We start from the raw sequence: 21,714 nt of genomic DNA, 5'->3' as shown, positions 1-21,714 counted from the left end.
GTTCAACAATCAAATGGCAGAGAGGAGTTGCAGAGTTGCTCTGGTCTACTCTCTCAGTAGCAACCCTAATCGACTGGCGTAGCTCGTGCGGGTGAGGGGTGGTCATCTTCCGAAAGTCTGTCCGGATCTTGGCCTTCCGGTCTTCGGTGCCGGTTTCTCCATGTCATAGCCCTAGAGGGGAACATGGGTACGAGGCGGGGTGGGTCCAGCGGATGAGGGCAACTCAAAGATCGGGACATCGGACGGCGGACGCGTCAACCCGACTCCGGATCACTGTGGTATGTCATGCGGATCGCGGCGTGCTGGCTTGCTGTCCCGCTCTCCCGGGCCGAGGGCGTGAACTGCCAATGACCAGGGAAGTCGGCCCAACTGTGCGGCGGGAACAGACCTTCGCGCGAACGTCGGCGGCTGGTCGGGCACACTGCCAGGCCGGCGGCGCATGTGTTCGCTGTGCGGCACCAAGACCCGAGCCGTTTCGCAAGGAGGCGCCATCAAGACTCGAAGCCGACGACCCGGGGGTGCCTCGGCCCGGCGTGGCCTTCGATGCACGTGGCCGTGCCCGCCGTACTCGGTGGATTCGAGGGGGCGTTCGCCGCACGTACCCGACCCGTTCGGGGCGCCCGCCGGTGGCCATCGGGCTTATTCGTTGCCTGGCCTCGTACCTGGCCTCGTTACCTGGCGTTATTACCTGGCCTTTTCGCGTCGCGCCCGGCGTAGCAGCACCGCCCGTTCCTGCTCGCTGGTGCCGCCCCATACGCCGTGCGTCTGGCCCGTGGCCACGGCCCAGTCCCGGCACATGTCGATGATCGGGCAGCGCGCGCAGACCGCCTTGGCCTCCTGTTCCTGCTGAAGGGTGCGCGGGCTCGTGGCGCCGACTGGAAAGAACAACTCGGGGTCTTCATCAACGCATGCGGCGTGCCGCCACCTGTCCGCGTGGCCCTCAGGCACCCCTTCTCCTACCGGGCGGGCGAAGGGCTCGGTGCGGTTGGTTGCCGCCGTTGGGGACACGGCCATCAGTCCTCGCCCCGTACGATGTGCGGCTCCAACGGGACCTCATCGGGGGAGCGGCGCAGGCCGCCGTGAACCCCGGCCGCCTGCGGTGACGCGTCGTCGGAGCGCTGGGCGGTACGTACAGGCCATTGGTGCGGTGCGGGTGGTTCCTGAGCCGCCTTGGCCGGGGAGGTGACCCCCCTCCCGTTGGCTGCCTGGCTCGTGTGATCGATCACTGCCCTGCCTCCTTAACTCCCGTTTTCTGCACTGCGACTGACTGTCGTGTAACCCGGTCCGGCGGGCAGCGGTGTGCTGTCAGCCCCGTGGCTTCAGTGCCGAGCAGTGACCGGGTCCCCTGGCTGTCAGCGGGTAAACGGGAAACAGGCCGAACGGAGCGGGTTTGGCCATCACGGGCACCGGCCCGCAGCCGGTGCGGCAGCGTCCCAGCGCGTAGGGGGCAATTGATGTCCTGTGGCGGTAAAACGCCCCGAGCCACGGGCATTTGGCCACGAAAGGCTGCGCGAAGCGTCTGGTTGGGGCCAAGCCCGAAAGGCGCAGACGTGGCCGACCGGGATTGCCGCGAAGAGATGCGCGCCGAGGCGGCGGTCGCGGTGTGCGGACTGTTGGCGGAGCTGCCTGTGTCGCTCTCCACAATCGGCCGCGCCACCGAGGAGATGCGCGCCAAGGCCGAGACACAGCTTTTCCGCCCACGGTGTCGTCCTGCTACCGCCAGGGCTTCTAGGTCGCCGACCGCTCGCCCGCCCCGGCCGGGACGTCCTGTTCTGCCCAGACCACCTTGCCGGTGGCCGTACGGCACGAACCCCAGCGCCGGCAGAGCATGTTGATTAGTTGCAGGCCCCGGCCCCCCTCATCGCTGAGGGATGCGTGCTGGATCTGCGGGAGATCCGGGCCGGTGTCCGAGACCTCCACCACGAGCCGGTCGTGACACAGCAGCCGCAGCCGGCCGGGGCCACCCCCGTAACGCAGCGCATTGCCGACGAGTTCACTGACGACCAACTCGGTGACATCCGCAAGGTCGCCGAGGCTCCACAGGTCAAGCTGCTCGCGGACGTACTTGCGGGCCGCCCCCGCAGCCGAGCCGTCCGCGGGCAGCTCCCACACCCGCAGCCCCACCCCGGACGCGGGCGGTCGGGCCGCCGCTACCAGCAGCACGGCCTCATCGAAGCGTTCGCTGCCGGCCGGGGCGAAGTCGTGGAGCGCCACCGCGTCAAGGTCCGCGAACCGCAGCGCCGGCGCCGACTGCAACAGCCGGTTGAGCTGCTTGTCGATGTCCTCCGTCCGCGACTTGACCAGTCCATCGGTGTAGAGCACCAGCCGACTGTCCGGTTCCACCGGAACCCGCAGCCCGTCGTACGGAATGACCCCCGCGCCGATCGGGGCGCCGACCGGCACCTCCACAAAGGATGCCGAGCCATCGGGCGCGATCAGCATCGGCAGCGGATGTCCGGCGCTGACGACGGTGAAGCTCGCATCGGCAGGGTCGTACACCGCACACAGACAGGTGGCAATCTGGTCCTCCTCCAGGTCGCGGGCGGCCAGATCGAGCCGGGCCAGCACCCGATCTGGGGCCATGTCCATCGCCATCAGCGTCCGGGCGACGGCGCGCAGTCTGCCCATGGTGGCCGCCGCCGAAAGCCCGTGCCCCATCACGTCACCGACCACGAGCGCGGTGCGCCCACCCGGCAGCGACGCGACGTCATACCAGTCACCTCCCACGCCGCTGGGGTCGGCCGTGGGCGCGTAGCAGTGGTTGACCGTCAGGCCCGGGGTGTGCGGTGTGTCGCGTGGCAACAGGCTGCGCTGCAAGGTCACCACGTGTTCGCGTTCGCGCTCGTAGAGCCGGGCGTTATCCACGAACAGGGCTGCCCGCGAGGCCAGTTGGGTGGCCAGTTCGAGGTCGGCTTGGGTGAAGGGGGCTCTGTCGCCCGCCCGGATGAAGTCGGCCGCGCCCAACAGCACGCCCCGGGCGATCAGCGGTACCACCAGATAGCTGTGCACACCCGCAGCGCGCAGCAGTACCGCAGCGCTGGGAGTGGGCGCCACCCGGTCGTACTCGTCAGGCCCGATCCTGCTGACCAGCACCGGCTTGCCGGTCGTCAGGCAGACCGTGGCGTACTTGTCGGCCCCTGTGGCGCTGAGTTCGCCCACTGGGTCGGGCTCAAGGGACGTCAGCGCGTCGATGGCGGATACCGCCATGGCCCGCGTTGCGGGGCGCCCGGCCCTGCCGGGGCGGGCGCCCTCCTCGCCGTGGAGCACGGACTCCAGCAGGTCCACGGCGGCGGCATCGGCCAGTCGGGGAACGGTGAAGTCGGCCAACTCCTGCGATGTGGTGACCAAGTTGAGCGTGGTCCCGATGCGCACGCTCGCCTCGTTCAGCCACGCAAGCTGATCACTCGCATCGTCACCCTGCGCCGCTCCGTCGTACCCGGTGGGCTTGGCCGCCTGGTCGTGCACCGCGCGCCCGATGGCCCCCTCATGCGGTGCGGGCTCGGCCGACCCGGAGTCCTGGTCTGCGTGCTGATGCGCAACGGGGTGGTCAACGGAGGCCGAGGAAGAGTTGCCCGTGGCGCTGAACCCGGCGTCGTTCTTCCGGCCTTGCTCCACGTCCGTCTCCTCCTTGTCCGCTGTTGCCGCGCTCCGGCTCCTCACGCCCCGCCGGGAGCGCCGACTCTAGCCCCCACTTGGCCCCTTGCCAGGTGTGGCCTGGCGTGTCGGACGTTCTCTGCTGGTAACGGCGCAGGGTGCGGCACGCCAGGGGGCGGTGACCACGAGCGCGGTGGGTGGCCTGTTGCGCGCGACCGGCGACGTGGGCCGCCGGCCGGGCAGCCCGGCCGGAACGGCGGGCCGTACTGGGCGGCCCGGCCGGGTGCCAGGTGGTCGAGGGCGTACCGACTGGGCACCGGCCGTGGGCCGTGCTGTGGCGATATCCGCACCGTGTCTCGCACCTCGTCGTTCCGCGTGCCGCGCTGCAAACCCACCGGCCAGCACGCCCACGCGCGCGACAGCGACGGCCCGAGGCTTTGTGCTGCCGGCAGGCCGGGCCCACCGGGTCGGTTCCCGCGTATCCCTGGCGGCTACCTTATGGGCGATCTGCCGGGCCGGCACCCGGGCGTCACCGAGGATTCCGCCGGTCACGGCCCGCAGCCGCGCATTTACGCGAGGTGTCCCTCGCCCTCACGCGAGGTGTCCTAGCGGTGGCGCCGGGCCCGCAGCATGCCGCACCCCGCGCGCTGCAGGCGCGCGCCCTGCCTTGTCCTGCCTTGTCGGCTCGAAGCCGAGGCGAAGCCCTGGAGCTACCGCCGGGTCGCTTCTTCCCTGGCATCCCGGCCAGCGTTCTTCGGCAGCGGCTGGGCGTCGTGGGGGACGGCTTGTCGAACGACGAGGGCGGAGACGAGGCACACCGTCCCAGCGACTGCCATTTCGGATGAGGGTCCGAGAGCCGCAGTAAGCCCGGTGGCAGCCGCCACGGTCAGCAGGCTGAGCATCATCGCTGCCTCGCCCGCGCCCATGCCCTGGGCAGAGCCAAGCTGCGGGAGCTCGGTCAACCCGACCACGAGCATGCCCATGAAGGCACCTGTTGCCAGCGCGTACGCCCGATAGGCGGGAACCCGCAACAGGTCCACCGGTATCGCGGGATCGGGTGCGCGCCGTTCCACGCGCACGAGTGCGAGGGCGCTGGCTGCCGCGACGATGAGGAGTGCGACCGGCCCCCACCACGGGACGCCAGTCCCTCAACCCAGACCCAGTGCGGTCATCGCTGCGGCGATGGTCACATCGGGGACGACAGCCGTCGAGCCGGTGATGGCGAGGGGAAACACGGCTGTGGAGATGAGGTCAGCGACCAGGACACGCCGACGCTGACGAGCAGACAAGGCAACCATGGGGTGCGCTCCGGAACAGGGAAGTCCGAGCGCCACAAAGGCGCTCCTGGCCAGGGGTCAGGAGCGACGGCGAGAACTGGGCTGTTGCGCCGTCGCTCTCAGCGACGGCGCACCCTGTCTGTTGTGGGCACGAGCACTAGTTAACAGCAGCCCTCTGGCGAGCGGGGCACCCAGCACAGACTCACGCCGCGCGCAGATTCACGCCTCCCACGGGCCCCGCGGTACCTCCCTGCCCAGGCTCGTGTCTTCCTCGCTCGCGGCCCCCGTCAGTGCGCTTGCCACCAGCGGCGGCAGCGGGGCCAGCCCCAAAAGGCCGCTGACCACCTGGGTGGTCAGCGCGTGCCAGGCGGCTGCCCGACGCAGCATGGCGTGGTCGCCATCGGGGAGCAGCAGGGTGCACGCCTCGGCGCCCGCCTCGCGGGCCCGCGCCGCCAGGTTCTGCGATCCACTGGGCGCCGTCACTCGGTCCCGGCCGCCATGCAGGAGGACGACGCGCTTGCCCGCCAGGTGCGCCACCGGTTCGCCATCGGGGCACCACGGCGCGAGTCCCACCACGGACCGTACGTGTGGATGGACGGCGGCCCGCAGCGCGGCCCGACCGCCCATGGAGTGCCCGACCAGCACCACCGGCACCGGGCCGTGCAACTCGCTCAGCTCATCCAGGGCCCGCTGGGCGTCTTGGGCCGCATCATCGCGCTCACCGTTCCAGCCGCGGTGGCGGTAACGGACACTGCCGAGCACCACCGCATGGCCGGCCGTGTCCCGTGCGATGGCTCTGGCGAACGGCAGCATGCGCGCGCTCGGTAGGTTCAGCGCCGGCGGTGGCTCCAAGCCATCTTCGCGGCCACCGTGCAGTAGCAAAACCACTGCTCGCGGTGGTGTGGCGCAGGGCCGCAGCACCAGCGCGCGGGAGGCGCCGGTGGCATCGCGTACGAAGAGGGGACCGGTCCTCACCGCGGCCCCCGGCGCCCGAGCAGCCCCACTACGGACAGCGCGCCCCAGCCCACCGAGACCGCCACCGCCTTGATGCGCCGGTCTCGGTCCGGCAGTGTCAGGCCGAGTAGAGCGGCATCGCCGAGGTCCGCGGCGATCCGTACGGCGGTGGCCGTACGTAGCGCGGGGCCCTCGGGTGCGACCAGCATGGCCAGCCCGCTGGCCGCGTCACGCCAGGCCAGGGGGCGCAGCGAGATGCGCGTGGCCGCTCCCACCGCGCCGTCCTCGTCCGCGAGTCCGGACGGCTTGGCCAGCAGATCGGGCCACGCCGTCACCGCGAGGCCGTAGAGCGCCGTCGTTGCGCCCACTGTCCGCAATAGACCCACCCGCATCGTGCACATCACCCTCTCGCCGCCCGTCTCCGGCCGCCCGACTGACCACCGGCCGACGCCGATATGCCGTCCCGGCGGCCCATCGGACGTTCCTTTCCACACCGTACGCGGAGCCGATCGTGCCCCGAGGCACGAAGGGCGCTCGATCGCGAAGGGCGTATCGCGAGCACCGCCGGCGGCCTGCTCCGAGCCCGCAGGCGGAGCACGGAGCGGGCCTAGGCGTCGGGCCGCACCAGGCTGGGCGAGCTCAGCCTCCTGTGCGGGGGAATACGTCCAGGTGGCACCTCGTTGGCAAGAGTGGTTGAATATTTAACGAAAGTCGAGTCGAGTGCTTCGGGGTGCGGCCCCGAGCCAGAAGAGGTGGAAACGACATGCAGTTCGGGATCTTCACGGTCGGGGACGTCACGCCGGACCCCACCAACGGAAGCACGCCGAGTGAGCACGAGCGGATCAAGGCGATGGTCGCCATCGCGCTCAAGGCGGAAGAGGTCGGCCTCGACGTCTTCGCGACCGGCGAGCACCACAACCCGCCGTTCGTGCCCTCCTCGCCGACGACCATGCTCGGCTACATCGCCGCGCAGACCAAGCGGCTCATCCTGTCCACGTCCACCACGCTGATCACCACGAACGACCCGGTAAAGATCGCCGAGGACTTCGCGATGCTCCAGCACCTGGCCGATGGCCGCGTGGACCTGATGCTCGGCCGCGGCAACACCGGTCCGGTCTACCCGTGGTTCGGCCAGGACATCCGCCAGGGCATCCCGCTCGCCATCGAGAACTACGCGCTGCTGCACCAGCTCTGGCGTACGGACGTGGTGGACTGGGAGGGCCAATTCCGCACCCCGCTCCAAGGGTTCACCTCCACGCCCCGCCCGCTGGAGGGCGTCCCGCCCTTCGTCTGGCACGGCTCGATCCGCAGCCCGGAGATCGCCGAACAGGCCGCGTACTACGGCGACGGCTTCTTCGCGAACAACATCTTCTGGCCCAAGGACCACTTCATCCGGCTGATCGACCTCTACCGCCGACGCTTCGCCCACTACGGCCACGGCACCCCGGAACAGGCCATCGTCGGGCTCGGCGGCCAAGTCTTCTTGCACAAGAACTCCCAGGACGCCGTCCGCCAGTTCCGGCCCTACTTCGACAACGCGCCGGTGTACGGACACGGCCCCTCGCTTGAGGAGTTCACCGAGCAGACCCCACTGACCGTCGGCAGCCCACAGGAGGTCATCGACAAGACGCTGACCTTCCGGGAGTCCTTCGGCGACTATCAGCGGCAGCTCTTCTTGATGGACCACGCGGGCCTTCCGCTCAAGACCGTCCTTGAACAGCTCGACCTGCTCGGTGCGGAGGTGATCCCGGTGCTGCGCCGGGAGTTCGCCGCAGCACGACCCGCCGAGGTGCCCGATGGCCCCACGCACCCGGCCCTGACCGCACGCGCCGCTGCCAACAACGGGAGCCGGCCCACCCGCGACTTCGGGCACGACACCGCCACGGCGGAGCGCACCGATGCGGACACCAAGCGCTGACGCGCGGGCTCACCCGGTCCCGCCCGGCTCGCACGCCCCCTCTCGGCGTCCCGTACCGCATCCCCATACCACATCCTCCTACCGCATCGGAGAAGAATCCCCATGCAGCCCCTGTACCTGGTGGCCGTCACCGCTGGGATGAGCCAGCCGTCCTCCACCCGGCTTCTGGCTGACCGGCTCACCGACGCCGCCCAGCGGCAGTTGGCTCACACCGGGCGGCCGGCCGAGGTCCGCGTCATCGAACTGCGCGACCTGGCAACCGCCATCGCCCAGAACATGGTCACCGGCTTCCCCAGCACCGCGCTACGCGAGGCCATCGAAGCGGTGACGCGGGCGGACGGGTTGATCGCCGTAACCCCCGTCTTCACCGCCTCCTACAGCGGCCTCTTCAAGTCCTTCTTCGATGTGCTGGACAACGAGGCGCTGGTGGACAAGCCCGTGCTGATTGCGGCGACCGGTGGTACGGCCCGGCACTCCCTGGTGCTCGACCACGCGCTGCGCCCGCTGTTCTCGTATCTGCGTGCCGCCGTCGTCCCCACGGGGGTCTACGCCGCCTCCGAGGACTGGGGAACGGCGGGGGATGACCGCACTGATGGGCTGGCCACACGAATCGAACGGGCCGCGGGCCAGCTGGCCCGGCTCGCCGCGGGGACTGCGCCGCAGCCACGGCAGAAGACCGAAGAGGTCGTCCCCTTCGCGGAGCAACTCGCCGCGATACGAGGCAGCTGACCGCACGCACAGCGTGCACGGCACTGCTGGCAGCCCGCTCCCGCTCCAGGTGGCAGCCCGCTCCCGCTCCATGCCGATGCCGCCGGCGCAAGGGAAATGCGCCGGCGGCACGGGGGAGCGATTGGCCTAGGGCGGCTCAACGGCCGTCGGCCCGGGCGCTCCTGACCCGTACAGCTTCAGCAAGGCGCTCAGCGCAGCGTGCCCAGCAACAACTTGGCGGTGCCCATGGCACCCCGCGGCATGTCGGCGACCGCGTTGAGGGTGAACGGCTGTTCTCCCCTACGCAGCGGAGACTTGCCGAACGTCTTCTTGAGCAGCTTCTCGCCCTCGGCGGTCAGCGTGGTCTTCACATCAACGGCCTTGATGTGCTTCTGCGTAAGCTGGGCGTTCTCCCGCTTGATGGCGAAGGTCAAGAACTGGGCAGGGCGCGCCTTGGCGCGGTTGACCGACGCATGCAGCATGGTGCGAGGGGTCTTGTCCACGTGGTTGTAGATCTTGGTGAGGTCGAGGCGGTCGTCCTTGTCGCGGAACGTCATGCCGCCACTGAGCTTGGAGTAGGTCTTGGTGCCCTCGGGCATCGGCAGCGTCACACACTGACGCTGCTTCCCGGTGAGTCGCGCAGTACCGGTGGCGACCAGTTCGACCTTCGCATTGGCCAGCCGCTTGGCGGTGGCCTTGTTGAGGCAGAACTCGGCCTTGCCGTTCTTGATCGGCGTGGTCCCCTCACGGGCCTCGGCCGGCGCCACCGCGCACGCCAACGCCGCCACCGCGACGGCGGCGCCCGTCATTCCTCGCATCATGACTAGTCCTCATGGGTCAGGCCGACCGTGGTTCGGTCGACACGTGAGGACAACGCCGTTTGCCCCCTGCGGGTGACGTACTTGACGGCAACATCACCCGGCCTGGTGACTGTGCGCGGCCCGCCGAGCCCCTGGTGCGGTCAGCCGCTCGGTGCGCGCTGCGCTGCACGGCCGAGGGGGCGCGGCTCAGCGAACTCGGCCATACCACACGCTCTTGGTCCAGATCTTCTCCAGCCGCACCGACTTACCTGGCTTCGGCGCGTGCCAGACCTTGTTCTTTCCGGCGTAGATGCCGACGTGGTACACGTTCCGCCCGGAGTGGAAGAAGACCAGGTCGCCCGCCGTGCGAGAGCGCGCGGACAGATGGCGGGTCTTGTTGTACTGGGCGGCGGCCGTACGCGGCAGCTTCTTGCCCACCTTCTTGAACGAGTACAGCGTGAGCCCTGAGCAGTCGAAGCGGTGGGGGCCGACCGCTCCGTACTTGTAGGGAGCACCCTTCTTGCCGGCTGCGACCTTCAGTGCCTTGCCGGATGCGGTCGCCGCCTGCGCGTCGGCGGTCATCGCCGGTACGAGCGAGGAGCCCGCAAGGACCGTGGCGGTGAGCGCGGAGGCGGTGCCTATACGGGAAGCGAGCGCGGGAATACGAGCATGCGCGGACATACGAAAACCCTTCGTCATCCGCCTGCGAAAGATGACCTGTCGGGTTCGGGCTGGCGAAGTTGCCCGGCCACTTGCGTGGCTTCACCCCAAGGGCCACCGACTTCGTGGCCCGTCGTGCCTGGGTCTCCCGCTCCTGCCGATCTGCGGTCTTCTTCCTGGAGTCCGGTGCGGCGGCAGGATTCGGCGTCCGCCCGAACTGCCCCGCCGTGGTGACGGGGGCTTGGTGCTGTCGGATAGGGATACTGCGCTATCGGCGGCCCGAATTGGCAGTCGAAAGGGTCGTATGTGAACTTCTTCACCTTCGGCGACGACGCCGGACCGTTGAGCTGCCAGCGACCAACACGACTCCGGGTCATCGGAGCTGACCTGCGAAAACCCGATGTTGGACGAGAACGTTCCGCAGGCCGGCCGCCGCGCAGACCCGGTCGCCGCCGAGGGGCCTCGCGACCGGAGTGTGGACACAGTGACGAGCCGTCACGCTGGGCCCCACGCCCGTCGTCGGCGGGCCGCGTGGTCCCGGACGCCCGCGGCGAACAGCCCGCGAGCCCTCCGCGGCTGCGGCATGCGTGCGCTATGGCAGCACCGAGGTAGAGAGGCGGTATAGCGGCGCCGCGACGGGTGGGCGGCAAAGGCCGGCCGCCCGCGCGGCGGAGGTGCGCCAGCCGTCCGGGGCCCGTACGCCGCGGACGGCCGCTGGTCAGCCCTCGACGCCGTAAGGGCTGACGCCGGTGAAGGCCCGGAACTCTTGTCCGGGCATCAGACGACGGGACCGTACGTCGGTGAAGCCCGCCTCCCGCAGTTGCTCCACCAGCTCATCGGGGCGCGGCAGCGGGCCGGTGAAATCGGCGTACCGGCACCACAGATTCAGCATCTCCATACCGGGGCTGCCGCCATGGCAACTCGTCGTCAGCAGCAGCTTGCCGCCGGGCGAAAGGAAGGAGCGCACCCGCTCCAACACCTTGGTCCGCTCACCCTGCGGGAAGTAATAGATGTTGTTGTGCAGCGTGACGAGGTCGAACTTCTGCTCCGTGGAGAAGGTCCGCAGATCGCTGCGTACGACCTCCACCCGCTCGGCGAGTCCCCAGGCGTCGAGGTTCGCACTCGCCTGCTCCACCACCTCACTTTGCAAATCGATCGCCACGGCCGTCAGACGCGGATTGAGCGAGGCGGCGTGCCGTACATAGGTACCGCTGCCGCACCCCACCTCAAGAAGTCGCACCGGCGCCGTGCGGTTGACACATCGCTCCACTACGCCCTGCACGGCGGGTTCCAGGACCCGGGACGAGCGCGCGATGAGCGCGCCGTCCTGGTCGGTGATCGCCACCCGCCGCCCTTCACGCAGCATCGCAGGCGCGTCGAGCAGCAGCGGTGTGTGATAGCGCACGAGTTGTTCGATGAGCGCGACGTAGGAGTCCGCGTCGGGCCGCGCCAGCGCCTTCGCCAGCCGGCTGCGCAGCCGGTAACGATCACCGCGGCGGCCGAGGTCGCCCACGTGTACGCCCATATCAAGCCAGGCGCCCAGTAGTTGCTCTTCGCCATGCATGCCGAGCTCATCCGCAAGCGCGGGGGCGTCCAGCGGCTGTTGCGCGAGGTGGCGGAGCACCCCGCAACTGGCGGCTGCGGCCAGGAACGAGGCGCGGTAGGCGGGCACTCCCAACTCCTTGGGTAGCCGCAGCATCAGCGGAAGCTGGTGGCTACGCACCATCTTGACGAGAGTTTTGATCTTCACGGTGGAGGTCCTCATTCGTGGTCGATCCTGGGGCGGCGACGGTGCGCCGATGGAGGCGGGCGGCCCGGCGGAGAACTCGCCAACGGCTCCCGTGCACGACTTCCGCCAACGTCCCGGCGGCAGACGGTGCGGGAAGATCGCGCAGCAAGTCACGCTCAGGAGAGTTGACGGTGGCGGGCGCTGGGGGACTGGTTGCCCAGCGCTCGTGTGATCCACACCGTCACGCACCGGTCACGTGCGCTGGACAGGTGTACCAGGAGATCCATCGAGCGCGCCGTGCGTCGCACGCCCGGTGCGCCCGCCCCGGCACGCCCCCGGCGCACCGAAGTGTGAGGTGACCTGGCAACCGCGCCTTTTGCGCAACACCGTGTGGCCTAGCCCATGGTCCACTCGTATGGGTGACGTATAGTTCGGCCGCATTCCGTTGAATAGCCCTGGGGCGAGCCCAGATGAGCCGGGCGACACACGGAATCCGCGCACCTGCCCCTCAAACGCCTGTTCGTGATATCACCCCTCCGTTTCAGCGCGCGAGAAGGTTGGCCTAAGCCCCTTGCTGAACGGTGGTGCCGCCAGCGAATTCTTAAACCAACCGGCTACCTGCTGGGGGAGATTATGACTACTGCACCGCAAACAGACGTCGCCATGGGCATGACCCTGGAACTCGATGTTTTGGCCGCGCCGGACACGGAGCTAGCCGCGCTCAAAAAGAAGGTCTACGAACACAAGATCGTGATCTTGAAGGGGCAGCACCTCTCACCGGCGGAATTCGTCACCTTCGGGCAGAGGCTGGGTGAGGTGGAGACGTACTACCAGCCGATGTACCACCACCCGGAGCATAAGGAAATTTTTGTCTCGTCGAATGTGAAGCAAGAGGGCCAGCAGGTCGGAGTGCCACAGACGGGAAAGTTTTGGCACCACGATTACTCGTTTATGGCCCGTCCCTTCGGGCTGACCCTGATCTACCCACAGGTCGTGCCCCGAGAAAACCGTGGCACGTACTTCATTGACATGGGAAAGGCGTACCAGAAACTTCCCCGAGAAGTGAAGAACGCCATCGAGGGAACCCGTAGCGTCAACAGCGTGCGGCGGTACTTCAAGATCCGCCCCAACGACGTGTACCGGCCCATCACCGATGTGCTCGCGGAAATTGAGGACCACACCCCGGCGGTTATCCACCCCACCGTCTTCCCGCACCCGGTCACTGGCGAACCACTGCTGTACGTCAGTGAGGCGTTCACCTACGAGCTGCGCGATGCCGATGACCACCCGCTGCCCGACAGCCTGTTGCGGGAAGTGCTGGCCGCGGTCGGCCAGACCGACCCGACCTTCCAGCACGAGAACATCCACCTCCAGACCTTCGACAAGGGCGATCTGCTGGTCTGGGACAACCGCAGCCTCGTGCACTGCGCCCGGCACACCCTCAAACCCGAGCCCACCGTCTCGCACCGGGTCACGGTCCACGACGAGTACGAGTTCTACGCCGGAATCGGCACACAGCAGTCGGCAAACGGCCGCTGAGAGGAAGCAGTGGAACTCATCACTCCCACCACCTCACGGTCGGTCCAATACGGCTGCGACGAGCAACTCCTGGAACGGGTCCTCACCCCGTACAAACCCCACTGCCGATATCTCACAGCCGCCACCTTGACCCGTCAAGGAGAACCACGAGACGGCGGACGGGTCAGCGCGCGCGGTGAATTCACCATCCCCGAGTCGTGCTATATCGACGACACCGGCCACTTCAACGCGGTCGAATTCAATCTGTGCTTCAACCAGCTTGTCTACTACCTGCTGGCAAAGTCCGTGAAAGAGCGCACCATGTGGCCGTTCAACACCTGGACGCTTGACGAGTATTGGGCGCGGCAGCTACCCGACATTCTCATCGTGGACTTCCGCAGCACCTTCCGGCGCGCCATGCGCGGGCACGGATTTTGGGGCGAGATCGACGTCGTCGGCATCGACGAGCGCGACGGCGACGGCGGCTCGATCGTCCTGGTCAGCACCCTCTGCCGATACGGCGAGGAGGACATGCCGGCATGCCACGGCGGCGTAAGGCTCGCTGTCAGGACGACTCGGACCAAGGCCGCGTGAGAGCCGCAGCACGGACTTTGCAGACAAGAGCAGGAGCCATGTCACACAACGCTACCGAACAGCAGGGCCACGCCGGACACCCCGAAACGCCCTCACCGAACACCGCGCCTACCCCCATTGCCATTGTCGGCATCGGTCTGCGCATTCCCGGCGGGAGCAACGCGCCGGACGAGTTCGCCGAGTTCCTGCGCACCGGCCAGTCCGGCGTACGAGAACTCCCCACGGACCGCTGGGACCCCGAGGGCCTGACCTCCGACGACCCAGAGGCCAAGGGCGTGATTCGGTGTGAACGCGGCGGATTCGTGGACCGAATCGACCACTTCGACGCGAAGTTCTACAACGTTTCACCGAAGGAAGCCGACTACATCGACCCCCAGCAGCGGCTCACCCTGGAGACCGCCTGGGAGGCGCTGGAGGACGCCGGCATCGACCCCGGCCCGCTGCGCCACGGCAGAGGCGGCGTCTACGTCGCCGTCAGCAACACGGATTACGCCGGCGAGATGGGCGCGTACTCCCACGAGGAACTCAACAGCTATATGCCCACCGGCGCGGCGCTCAGCGCGGTCTCGGGACGGCTCTCGTACTTCCTGGGCTGGCGCGGGCCCTGCATGACCATCGACACCGCCTGCTCGGCCTCGCTGGTCGCGGTGCACCTCGCTGCCCAGGGGCTGCGCGAGAACGAGTCGGACATCGCGCTGTGTGTGGGCGTCAACGCGATCATCAACCCCCGGCCGTACATCCTCGCCAGCCAATCCAACATGCTCGCCCCAGACGGCCGCTGCAAGACCTTCGACGAGACGGCCAACGGCTACTGCCGTAGCGAGGGGGGCGGCGCGCTGGTACTCAAGCGGCTGTCCGACGCGCAGCGCGACGGCGACCAGGTCTACGCCGTGGTGCGCGGCTCCGCTGTCGGCTCCGACGGCGAGAGCAGTTCCCTCATGGTGCCCAACGGCACCGCGCAAGAAGGGCTGATGCGGCAGGCGTTGCACGTCGCGGGGTTGCGACCGCACGACATCTCGTACATCGAGGCACACGGCACCGGCACCCCCCTGGGCGACCCGATCGAGATCAGTGCGATCACCTCCGTGTTCAGCGAGTCACACAGCCCCCAAGCCCCGGTCACCATCGGCTCGCTGAAGACCAACGTCGGGCACATGGAGTCAGCGGCGGGCATCGGAGGACTCGTCAAGACCGCGCTACAGATGCGCGAGTCCACCATCTTCCCGCACCTGAACTTCACCACCCCCTCCAGCCGCATCCCGTGGGAGACGGCACCCGTCGCCGTGGCCACCGAAGCCCGCCCGTGGAAGGCCGAGACGAAGCGGGCCCTGGTCAACTCCTTCGGACTCACCGGCACCATCGCCTCCGTCGTCCTGGAACAGGCCCCCGAGCGCACACAGCCGGCCACCCCCGCAGACGACGGCGGCGGCCACCTCCTCACCCTCTCCGCCAAGTCCGCTCCCGCGCTGACCGGCCAAATCCAGCGCTACCAGCGGATGCTGCGCGACAAGCCCGAGACCGACGTCGGCGACCTGTGCTACACCTCCAACGTCGCACGGGCGCACTTCCCGCTGCGCCTGGCCGGAGTCGTCCGTGACCACGATGACGTCGCCAGACTCCTGGACCGCGGCCTGGCCAAGGCCGGCCAGGCCGCCTCTGCGGGCGGTGGCACCCAGGTGGCGTTCCTCTTCTCCGGCGGCGGCACCCAGTACGTGGGCATGGGACGACCGCTGTACGAGCGGTTCGAGGTCTTCCGCGAGCACCTGGACGACTGCGACCGGCTGTTCACCCCGCATTTGGGCCGCTCCATCCGCGACATGATCCTGGGCGAGGCCGATGACGCGGACCTGATCCACCAGATCAGCTATATGCAGCCCGCGCTGTACGCCCTGGAGTACGCGGTGGCCAAACTGTGGCTCTCGTGGGGCGTGCGGCCGTCCGTGCTGGCGGGACACAGCATCGGCGAGATCGTCGCGGCCACGGTCGCGGGGCTGTTCACGCTGGAAGACGCGGTCACCCTCATGGCGGCCCGCGCCCGGCTGATGGCCGCCTCTCCACCCGGTGCAATGGCCGCCGTCGAGGCTTCAGTTGCCGAGGTCGCCGGGCTGCTTGAGGACCACGATGACCTGTCGATCGCCGCTGTGAACGGCACCCGGCAACTCGTGTTGTCCGGTGGTAAGGAGTCCCTGTCCGAGGTCGAGCGCCAGCTCACCGAGCGGGGCATCAAAAACCGGCGGCTCGCAGTCTCCTGTGCCTCACACTCTCCGCTGATGGCCGAGGCCGCCCAGAGCCTGCGTGAGGTCGTAGCGGGCCTGACCTTTCACGAGCCCGAGTTCACCCTCATCTCCAATCTGACCGGCACGGTGGCCGACCCCGCGGAGATCTCAAGGCCCGACTACTGGGCCCGCCACCTACGCGAGGGCGTCAAGTTCGCGGACGGCATGCGGGCGATCGCCGAACGCGGACGACACGTCTTCCTCGAATGCGGACCCTCCACCGAGCTGATCGGCATGGGCAAGCAGTGCCTCGATGACGCGGCCGGCCACACCTGGCTGAACAGCCTGCACACCGAGGACACCGACGCCACCATCACCCGCCAAGCACTCACCCAGCTCTACGCCGCAGGGGCGGCCATCGACTGGGTCGAGCACCACCGAGGGCGCGAGCGCCACAGGATCACCTTGCCGACCTACGCCTTCGACCGGCGCCGGCACTGGCTCCCCGCGCCCGCCGCGCTACCCCAGCCCGGCGGCGCACCGGGCGGCCACCCGCTGCTCGGCAAGGAAGTCTCCACCGATGACCAACGCGCCGCGGGCGTGCGCGAGTTCGGCAGTCGCATCAGTGCAGAGCGGCCCGCCTACCTCACCGACCACAAGGTCATGGGCAAAATCGTCTTCCCCGGCGCCGGATACGTCGAGATGCTGATCGCGCTCCAAGACGCCGTGTACGGCGAAAGCGCGCTGCCCATCACCGACGTCAGTATTCACGAGGCACTGTTCATCGCCGAAGAAGGCAGCGTCGAACTCCGCACCCGGCTGGTCCCGCGCCCGGACGGCCCTGCCGACGTCGAGATCGTCAGCCTCCTGCCGGGAGACGAGCCCGGCACCAAGGCCATTGAGCGGCGGCACATCACCGCCACTGTTGCTACGGGACCCGCCCCCGCGCTGGCGGAGACCGAGCAGCAGTTGCGCGAGTTGGCCGAGCAGGCGGGCGAACCAAGCTCGCGGTTCACAGCAGACGATATCTACGCCGACTTCACCGAACTCGGCGTCGGCTACGGACCCCTCTTCCAGGGGCTCACACAGGCCGAGGCACACGGCACCGACCTGGCCATCGGCGAACTGCGCGGCCAAGACGGGGCCAGCGCCGAACACCTGCCACCGGCCATCCTCGACTGCGCCTTCCAGACCATCACCGCGTTGAGCGGTGACAGCGACGTCGTCGCCATGCCGGTTGGCATCGGAAGCTGCCGACTGCTGAAGAAGCCGCGCGGGGCAAAGCTGCGCAGCGTGCTGCGGCTTGCCGCACCCGAGCACAGCACGGCCCACGACACCGATGCGCCCGATGCCGCCCAGCCGCCCGGCCCTGTTCTTGACCTGCTCGTCCTCGAAGGCGACCGGACCGTCTTCGTCATGGAGCGACTGACATTGCGGCAGGTGGCGAACGCGGCCCCGGACCGCGACCGGATGTACTCCGAACTGCGCTGGGTCAAGCGCTCGCTGCGCGCGGCCGACCCAGAGCCACGGCACGCGTTGCTCATCGGCCCAGGCGAGCAGGGCCTCGCCGAACTGGCCGAGCCTGCCAAGGACCACAACGTCACCCTCACGGTCGTGGCGAGCGCCGCCGAGACGACGGCAGCGCTGCGCGACCGCCCTGCCGACGTGTGCTGGTTCTGGCAGCCCAGGCGGGACGCGCAGGAGTCGCTGCGCTCGGAGTGCGAGCGCAACTACCGCGATCTGCTCATCTTGCGGGACGCGCTGGAGGAGGTCGGCTTCGGCCGTGACCAGCGCCTGTGGCTCATCACCGAGGGTGGGCAATGGGTGCCGGGAGATCGACCCGAGGGCGGGGACGAGGAAGCCACTTGGGCGGCGGCCACGCTATGGGGCTTTGGCCATGTGATGTGGACCGAGTACCCCGCCCAGCGCGTGACCCTCATCGACCTGCCCGTACGCGGCAGCACCGGGGCCTACCCGGCGCTGCTCGACGAATGGGCGGCCAAGGACTCCACCGAGTACCAGGTGGCCTACCGCTCAGGGCTGCGGCACGTGCGCCGCGTCTACGCCGGCACCGGCGGCCCGTCCACAGCGGACGTCGAACTGGTCATCAAGGAGTACGGCCAGTTCACCGGCGTCGTCGCAGCGCCGCTCCAGGAGGAGCCGGAGCCGCAGGGGAGCGAGGTCCGGGTCCGGGTGCGGGCAGCCGGATTGTCGCTCAAGGACGTCTTCAACGTACTGGGGCTACACCGGGTCTTCGCCGAAGAGGCAGGCACCGGGCCACTGGAGCTCCCACTTGGCCAAGAGTGCGCAGGCGAGGTCATCGCGGCAGGGCCCGAAGCCTCCTTCACCATCGGGGACGAGGTGATGGTCGCCCATCTCGGCAGCCTCCGGCGACAGGTGACCGTCGAGTCCGCACAAGCCGTCCGCAAGCCCGAGCAGCTCACCTTCGCCCAGGCTGCAGCGCTGCCCACCGCGTTCCTCGTCGCCCACCATGCGCTGCACCGGCTGGCCGGCATTAAGAAGGGCGATCGCGTCCTCATCCACGCGGCAGCCGGTGGCGTGGGACAGGCCGCGGTACGGCTCGCCCAGCGGGCCGGGGCCGAGGTTTATGCCACCGCGAGTCCACACAAGTGGCCGCTGCTGCGCTCCCAGGGCGTACAGCACCTGATGAACTCACGTAGCCACAACTTCGCCGACGAGGTGCTGAAGGCCACCGAAGGCAAGGGCGTGCACATCGTCCTCAACAGCCTCGACAAGGACTTCGCCCAGGTGAGTCTGCGGGCCGTGGCACCGGGCGGTCACTTCGTAGAACTCGGCAAGGTCGGTCTGTTGAGCGCGCAGGAGGTCGCACAGACCCGCCCGGACATCACCTACATCGATGACAGCGACGTATCGGCCGAGCGCACCAGGCAACGGGCGGGCGATGCCCTGGCCACCTTGGCCGAACTCGTATCAACCGGGGAGTTCACACCGCTGCCCACCACCACCTACACCCTCGACGAGATCGACGAGGCGTTCGGCGCGGTCAGCCGGGGTGCCCTCACCGGCAAGGCGGTCATCGCCTTCCACGACGAGAATCTGCCTGCGGCGCCGCCGGCCGAGATCGGGCCCGACCGCACCTACCTGGTCACCGGGGGCCTTGGCTCGCTGGGGCAGCTCGCGGCGGAAAAGCTCGTCGGGCTCGGTGCCCGGCACATCGCGCTCATGGGGCGGCGTACGCCCTCCGAGACGGAACTCGCCGCGCTACAGACCCGGCTCGGCCCCGACACCGAGGTCATCACCTACGCCGCCGATGTGAGCGAGGCCGACGACGTACGCCGGGTCAGCGCGGACCTACGCTCCCGGCCACAGCCGCTCGGCGGAATCATCCATGCGGCCGGAGTGCTGGCCGACGCCCCGGTGACCGCACAGACCTGGGAGAGCCTGGACACCGTCTTCGGCGCCAAGGTCTACGGCACCCATCTGCTGCACCAGGAAGCGGCCTCCCACCCCGAGCTCACATTCTTCATCGGCTACTCGTCGCTCACCTCCGTGCTCGGCTCCCGCGGACAGGCCAACTACGCGGCGGGCAATGCGTTCTTGGACACCTTGATGTGGCGACGGCGCGCGGCAGGGCAACCCGGCATGAGCGTCAACTGGGGCGCTTGGGGCGAGATTGGCCTCGCCGCCACCATGGACGAGCAGCACATCGCCAACGTCGAGCACCAGGGCTTCGGCTTCTTCAAACCGACCACCGGAATGCGCTCACTCATCAGGCTCCTCGAACGGCCACCGGCCCAGGTGACCATCGCCGAGGTGGACTGGGACCAGTGCGTGGCAACCCGTCCACTTCCCAACGCGCTCTATCACCAGGTCGGCCGCGCCAAACAGAACACAGCCGTCAACGTGGACCTGGACGCGCTGCTCCAGCTCTCCAAGTCGGAGCGACGACAGGGAGTCTCCCTCGTGGTGCGCGGCGTCATTGCCGATCTGCTGCACTTCGACGGCGCCGACGATGTGCCCCCAGACGCCCGCTTCTTCGAGGTCGGCCTCGACTCGCTGGCCGCCGTCGAGCTGAAGAACGCCCTGGAACTGTGCTTCCGGCTGCCGCTCTCCGCCTCCAGCGTGTTCGACCATCCATCGGTCTCGCTGCTCGGCGAGTTCATCGATGGGCAGCTCACCACTGCCGGGCAAGGAGGACGGTCATGAGCGCACCAGCCACCGGCGGGCGTCCCCGCACGATCGCCGCCGCGTCAGCACAGCATGCCGAGATCAGGCCCGACCACATCGCCATCGCCTGCGAGGGCCGCACGGTCACCTACCGAGAACTCCACCAGCGCAGCAACCGAACCGCGCACGCACTACTCGCGGCGGGCGCGGCCCAGGGCACGCGGATCGGCTACCTGGGGCATGACGGCGAGCACCTCTACGACCTGCTCCTAGCCTGCGCCAAGACCGGAGCCGTACTGGTGCCAGCCGACCCCCGGCTGACCCCGGGCGAAATCGAGCACGTATTGCACGATGCGCAGGCCGAGCTGCTGTTCACCGAGGAGCGACACCTCCTGGCCATCGAGGGCATCCGACCCGCGCTCGACCGGCTGCGCCAAGTCATCCAGCTGACGCAAACCGAACAGGCCGAGGGGTTTTTGGCCTGGACAGCAGGGCACCCCTACACCGCACCAACCACCTCGGCAGGCCCCCGGCACCCACTGGCCCAGATGTACACCTCTGGCACCACGGGAGTACCCAAAGGCGTTGTGCTCAGCCAAGCTAGTTTCTGGGCGATCAATGACCTGCTGGCCCGCCACGAGCTCGACTGGCTCGACTGGCGGGAGGACGACCACAGCCTCAGCCTGCTGCCCGGTCACCACATCGGCGGGCCCTGGTGGTTCCTCCACGGCTATCGCGCGGGCGCTACCAATGTGCTCGTCCCCGGGTTCGACGCCAAGCGCACCATGGAGCTGATCAGGGATGGCGGGTTGACCACCGCCTTGATGGTGCCGTCGATGCTGCAAATCTTGCTCTCGGAACCGGACGTCGAACCGTCCGACTTCGCCGGGCTGCGCAAGGTCGTCTACGGCGGCTCGCCGATCTCCGAATCGGTCCTCCAGCGCTGTATCGAGGTCATGGGCTGCGAGTTCGCACAAATCTACGGGCTCACCGAGACCTGCGCTTCGGCCGTCTGCCTGCCCCCGGCCGACCACTATCCGGGCAGCCCCCGGCTCGGCGCTGCGGGCCGTCCTTACCCGGGCGTCGCCGTACAGGCCGTGGACGAGAACGGGGCCGTGTTGCCGCCGGGGGGCATCGGCGAACTGCGCATCGATACGCCTGCCGCCATGGAGAGCTACTGGCAGCGCCCGCAGGAGACCAGTCGGACCCTGGCCGACGGCTGGCTCTACACGGGAGACGCGGGCTATGTGGACGCGGACGGCTATGTGTACGTCTGCGACCGCATCAAGGACGTCATCCTCGTCGCCGGGGAGAACGTCTACCCGGCCGAGGTCGAAAACGCCCTGAGCAAGCATCCGGCGGTCGCCGACGTCGCGGTGACCGGCGTGCCGCACCAGGTGCGCGGCGAAGCCGTGCACGCCTGCGTCGTGGCCGGACCGGGCGAGCGACCGAGCCCCCGGGCACTGCTGCTGTTCCTCAAGGACCGGCTCGCCGACTACAAGATGCCCACCAGCTACGAGTTCGTGGACGAGCTGCCACGTAACGCGGGCGGCAAAATCCTCCGGCGCGCGCTGCGCGACCGGGCCTAGGGAGAACC

16 protein-coding genes and 1 riboswitch are annotated in these 21,714 nt (G+C 68.7%); of the genes, 6 read left to right on the top strand and 10 right to left on the bottom strand.

The window, feature by feature from the left end; translation table 11 throughout:
- Positions 1 to 684: 684 nt before the first annotated feature.
- The 7 genes from FHS42_RS37275 to FHS42_RS19690 all read right to left on the bottom strand — a co-directional run bounded on the left by FHS42_RS37275 (position 685) and on the right by FHS42_RS19690 (position 6,217).
- A complete protein-coding gene (locus FHS42_RS37275) occupies positions 685 to 948 on the bottom strand; it encodes a WhiB family transcriptional regulator (RefSeq protein WP_312866956.1) in 264 nt (87 codons plus the stop codon).
- 65 nt (positions 949 to 1,013) lie between these two features.
- Positions 1,014 to 1,226 carry a hypothetical protein gene (locus FHS42_RS19710; RefSeq protein WP_184573698.1) on the bottom strand — a complete coding sequence of 71 codons (213 nt, stop codon included), beginning with the start codon at positions 1,224 to 1,226 and terminating at the stop codon, positions 1,014 to 1,016.
- 502 nt (positions 1,227 to 1,728) lie between these two features.
- Complete coding sequence (locus FHS42_RS19705) at positions 1,729 to 3,372, bottom strand: ATP-binding SpoIIE family protein phosphatase (protein WP_376772646.1); 1,644 nt, start codon at positions 3,370 to 3,372, stop codon at positions 1,729 to 1,731.
- Between the two features lie 932 nt (positions 3,373 to 4,304).
- Positions 4,305 to 4,667 carry a hypothetical protein gene (locus FHS42_RS19700; RefSeq protein WP_221476689.1) on the bottom strand — a complete coding sequence of 121 codons (363 nt, stop codon included), beginning with the start codon at positions 4,665 to 4,667 and terminating at the stop codon, positions 4,305 to 4,307.
- A gap of 75 nt (positions 4,668 to 4,742) precedes the next feature.
- On the bottom strand, positions 4,743 to 4,892 hold the full coding sequence (locus FHS42_RS36265) for a hypothetical protein (protein ID WP_221476688.1): 150 nt from the start codon (positions 4,890 to 4,892) through the stop codon (positions 4,743 to 4,745).
- 198 nt (positions 4,893 to 5,090) lie between these two features.
- The gene (locus FHS42_RS19695) at positions 5,091 to 5,759 is read right to left on the bottom strand and encodes an alpha/beta hydrolase (protein WP_184574014.1); all 669 of its coding nucleotides are present in this window, start codon (positions 5,757 to 5,759) and stop codon (positions 5,091 to 5,093) included.
- A gap of 83 nt (positions 5,760 to 5,842) precedes the next feature.
- Complete coding sequence (locus FHS42_RS19690; protein ID WP_184573696.1) at positions 5,843 to 6,217, bottom strand: hypothetical protein; 375 nt, start codon at positions 6,215 to 6,217, stop codon at positions 5,843 to 5,845.
- Between the two features lie 371 nt (positions 6,218 to 6,588).
- Between FHS42_RS19690 and FHS42_RS19685 the strand changes: the two genes are divergently transcribed.
- Both FHS42_RS19685 and FHS42_RS19680 read left to right on the top strand, forming a co-directional pair.
- Positions 6,589 to 7,743, top strand: a complete 1,155-nt coding sequence (locus FHS42_RS19685; RefSeq protein ID WP_221476687.1) for an LLM class flavin-dependent oxidoreductase — start codon at positions 6,589 to 6,591, stop codon at positions 7,741 to 7,743.
- A gap of 102 nt (positions 7,744 to 7,845) precedes the next feature.
- Positions 7,846 to 8,472, top strand: a complete 627-nt coding sequence (locus FHS42_RS19680) for an FMN reductase (RefSeq protein WP_184573694.1) — start codon at positions 7,846 to 7,848, stop codon at positions 8,470 to 8,472.
- 188 nt (positions 8,473 to 8,660) lie between these two features.
- On the opposite strand, the gene FHS42_RS19675 is transcribed toward FHS42_RS19680, so the two are convergent.
- From FHS42_RS19675 to FHS42_RS19665, 3 genes are all read right to left on the bottom strand, one after another.
- Positions 8,661 to 9,260 carry a hypothetical protein gene (locus FHS42_RS19675; protein ID WP_184573692.1) on the bottom strand — a complete coding sequence of 200 codons (600 nt, stop codon included), beginning with the start codon at positions 9,258 to 9,260 and terminating at the stop codon, positions 8,661 to 8,663.
- Between the two features lie 198 nt (positions 9,261 to 9,458).
- A complete protein-coding gene (locus FHS42_RS19670) occupies positions 9,459 to 9,932 on the bottom strand; it encodes a C40 family peptidase (RefSeq protein WP_184573690.1) in 474 nt (157 codons plus the stop codon).
- A 4-nt stretch (positions 9,933 to 9,936) separates the two neighbouring features.
- Positions 9,937 to 10,088, bottom strand: a riboswitch (cyclic di-AMP (ydaO/yuaA leader).
- A gap of 541 nt (positions 10,089 to 10,629) precedes the next feature.
- Complete coding sequence (locus FHS42_RS19665) at positions 10,630 to 11,661, bottom strand: methyltransferase domain-containing protein (RefSeq protein WP_312866955.1); 1,032 nt, start codon at positions 11,659 to 11,661, stop codon at positions 10,630 to 10,632.
- A gap of 612 nt (positions 11,662 to 12,273) precedes the next feature.
- Between FHS42_RS19665 and scoE the strand changes: the two genes are divergently transcribed.
- The 4 genes from scoE to FHS42_RS19645 are packed head-to-tail and all read left to right on the top strand — an operon-like array spanning position 12,274 to position 21,706.
- Positions 12,274 to 13,179: a (3R)-3-[(carboxymethyl)amino]fatty acid oxygenase/decarboxylase gene (gene scoE, locus FHS42_RS19660; RefSeq protein WP_376772637.1), complete on the top strand. Its 906-nt coding sequence runs from the start codon at positions 12,274 to 12,276 to the stop codon at positions 13,177 to 13,179.
- Positions 13,180 to 13,188: 9 nt separating this feature from the next.
- A complete protein-coding gene (locus FHS42_RS19655) occupies positions 13,189 to 13,752 on the top strand; it encodes an FcoT family thioesterase (RefSeq protein WP_312866954.1) in 564 nt (187 codons plus the stop codon).
- Between the two features lie 38 nt (positions 13,753 to 13,790).
- Positions 13,791 to 20,156, top strand: coding sequence for a type I polyketide synthase (locus FHS42_RS19650; protein WP_184573686.1), 6,366 nt, complete (start codon positions 13,791 to 13,793; stop codon positions 20,154 to 20,156).
- Positions 20,153 to 21,706, top strand: a complete 1,554-nt coding sequence (locus FHS42_RS19645; RefSeq protein ID WP_184573684.1) for a long-chain-fatty-acid--CoA ligase — start codon at positions 20,153 to 20,155, stop codon at positions 21,704 to 21,706. Before FHS42_RS19650 ends, FHS42_RS19645 begins: the two co-directional genes overlap by 4 nt.
- The last annotated feature ends 8 nt before the right edge of the window (positions 21,707 to 21,714 follow it).

This window comes from Streptomyces zagrosensis, assembly GCF_014203645.1.
Lineage (GTDB): Bacteria > Actinomycetota > Actinomycetes > Streptomycetales > Streptomycetaceae > Streptomyces > Streptomyces zagrosensis.
This window is presented reverse-complemented; position numbering and strand designations above follow the sequence as displayed.

What these genes read in the sequence shown, in the direction of transcription:
- FHS42_RS36265 (WP_221476688.1), bottom strand. Translation starts at nt 4,892, where the DNA reads ATGGTTGCCTTGTCTGCTCGTCAGCGTCGGCGTGTCCTGGTCGCTGAC.
- FHS42_RS19690 (WP_184573696.1), bottom strand. Translation starts at nt 6,217, where the DNA reads ATGCGGGTGGGTCTATTGCGGACAGTGGGCGCAACGACGGCGCTCTAC.
- FHS42_RS19685 (WP_221476687.1), top strand. Translation starts at nt 6,589, where the DNA reads ATGCAGTTCGGGATCTTCACGGTCGGGGACGTCACGCCGGACCCCACC.
- FHS42_RS19680 (WP_184573694.1), top strand. Translation starts at nt 7,846, where the DNA reads ATGCAGCCCCTGTACCTGGTGGCCGTCACCGCTGGGATGAGCCAGCCG.
- FHS42_RS19675 (WP_184573692.1), bottom strand. Translation starts at nt 9,260, where the DNA reads ATGACGGGCGCCGCCGTCGCGGTGGCGGCGTTGGCGTGCGCGGTGGCG.
- FHS42_RS19670 (WP_184573690.1), bottom strand. Translation starts at nt 9,932, where the DNA reads ATGTCCGCGCATGCTCGTATTCCCGCGCTCGCTTCCCGTATAGGCACC.
- scoE (WP_376772637.1), top strand. Translation starts at nt 12,274, where the DNA reads ATGACTACTGCACCGCAAACAGACGTCGCCATGGGCATGACCCTGGAA.
- FHS42_RS19650 (WP_184573686.1), top strand. Translation starts at nt 13,791, where the DNA reads ATGTCACACAACGCTACCGAACAGCAGGGCCACGCCGGACACCCCGAA.
- FHS42_RS19645 (WP_184573684.1), top strand. Translation starts at nt 20,153, where the DNA reads ATGAGCGCACCAGCCACCGGCGGGCGTCCCCGCACGATCGCCGCCGCG.